Source organism: Lentzea indica (assembly GCF_012184385.1).
GTDB lineage: Bacteria > Actinomycetota > Actinomycetes > Mycobacteriales > Pseudonocardiaceae > Lentzea > Lentzea indica.
Map to the genome: position 1 here is coordinate 1 of NZ_VSRL01000521.1, position 1,822 is coordinate 1,822.

A 1,822-nucleotide genomic window follows, 5' to 3' on the forward strand; every position below is an offset into this window, starting at 1 on the left:
CCCAACCTGTTCGGCGAGCGCCGAACAGGTTGGGGGTAGTTATGAGCCTGTTGATGTTGAGTTGGTGGTACTTGCAGACGCCCCAACAGCTAGAAAAGTCAGGTCGCGTCCGGGTCGTACGGCGGACGCTCGCCGGGTGCGAGCGGCCGCTGCTCGGGCGCGGAAGCAGCCGGCGGCGCCGGATAGCCGTTGGACTTCGTGGGCTCGGGGTCGTCGAACAGGTGCTTGGCCACCGCGCGCTTCGGGTCGAAGTTGCGCAGTTCCCGCAGGTCCTCGAGAGGCTTGCGGAGCGACTCGAACTCCGGGCCCATCTCCTGCTTCAACTGCTCCCGCGCGCCGGTCGCGTACTCACGGACCTGGCGCACCGTCTTGCCGAGCCAGGCCGCGGCGGACGGCAGGCGTTCGGGCCCCAGGATGAAGAGACCCGCGACGACGATGATGAGGATCTCTACCCATCCGATGCTGTCGAACACAGGTCTCAGCCTACTTCTCAGTCGCTCTTCAGAGTTACGTCGAGTTTGAGCTCACGGCCCTGTCGTGCCAGCACGACCTGGACCGTTTGGCCGATCTCGTGCTCGCGAACGGCGACAACCAGCTCGGCCGCGTTGCGAACCATGCGGTTGCCCACCTTGGTGATCACGTCACCCTCCTGGATGCCCGCGGCCGCCGCGGCACCGCCGGCCGGCACGTTCTGCACCTGGGCGCCTTCGGAGGTCTCGGCGGACACCGACTTCACGTTGACGTTCATGTCCGCGTGCTTCACGGAACCGTTGCGGATCAGCTCCTGGCTGATCTTGCGGGCCTGGTTGCCGGAGATCGCGAAGCCGAGGCCGACCGAACCGCCGGTCTCGGTGCGGATCGAGGAGTTGATGCCGATCAACGCGCCGCGCGAGTCGACCAGCGCGCCGCCCGAGTTGCCGGGGTTGATGGCCGCGTCGGTCTGGATCGCGTCGTAGGTGACCTGGGGGCCGCCGTTCTCGCCCGCGGCCGTCACCGGGCGGTGCAGCGCGGAGACGATGCCCTCGGTGACGGTGTTGGACAGCTGCAGCGGCGAGCCGATGGCGATCACGCTGTCGCCGACCTGGAGCTCGTCGGAGTTGCCGAACTGCAGGACCGTGGGGTTGGTGACCTCGACCTTGATGACCGCGAGGTCGGTCTTCGGGTCGCGGCCGACGACGCGGGCCGCGGCGCGCGTGCCGTCGGTGAAGACGGCGCTGAGCTTGGCGGAGGAGTCCTGAGCGGCCGGGGCGACCACGTGGTCGTTGGTCAGGATGTAGCCGCCGCCGTCGATGACGACGCCGGAGCCGACGCCTGCGACGTTGGTGCCCTTGAACTCGATCGACACCACGCTGGGCGTCACGCGCTTGGCGATGTCCGAGATCGAGCCGGCAGGGCGCTCCTTGCCCTGCGCGATCTCGGCGAGCGTCACGGTCGAGTCGGTCAGCGGGTTGCCGGCGCGGCCGATCAGCCAGCCGACCAGGCCACCTGCGGTGCCCAGGACGAGCGCGACAACCATCAGCAATGCGAGAGCGGTCGGCTTCACGCGACGACCGAAGAGCAGTTCGGGAACGCTCAGCTGCGGACCGGGCTCGGCCTTCTTCTCAGGTTCACCTGGCGGGTCCTCGCCGACGGCCGGCGGGCCGATCACGGCACCGGAGGCCGGGTCGCGCCACGGGTCACCCGCGGGCTTGTCGCCCCAGAACACCGGGTCGATGTCGGGATCCGGGTCCGAAACGGGCTGCGGAGGGCGCTGCAGCAGCTCCGACGAACCCTGGCGGCCGAACGCGGTGGCGAGCGGCTCCGGAGGAGGCGGCGCCGACTG

2 protein-coding genes are annotated in these 1,822 nt (G+C 69.2%); both read right to left on the reverse strand.

Features of this window, described 5'->3' with window-relative positions:
* Nucleotides 1-98: 98 nt before the first annotated feature.
* A complete protein-coding gene (gene tatB, locus FXN61_RS49225) occupies nt 99-473 on the reverse strand; it encodes a Sec-independent protein translocase protein TatB (protein ID WP_167980607.1) in 375 nt (124 codons plus the stop codon).
* 17 nt (nt 474-490) lie between these two features.
* Nucleotides 491-1,822, reverse strand: a 1,332-nt coding sequence (locus FXN61_RS49230; protein WP_167980608.1) for a S1C family serine protease, incomplete at its 5' end; no start/stop codon positions are given.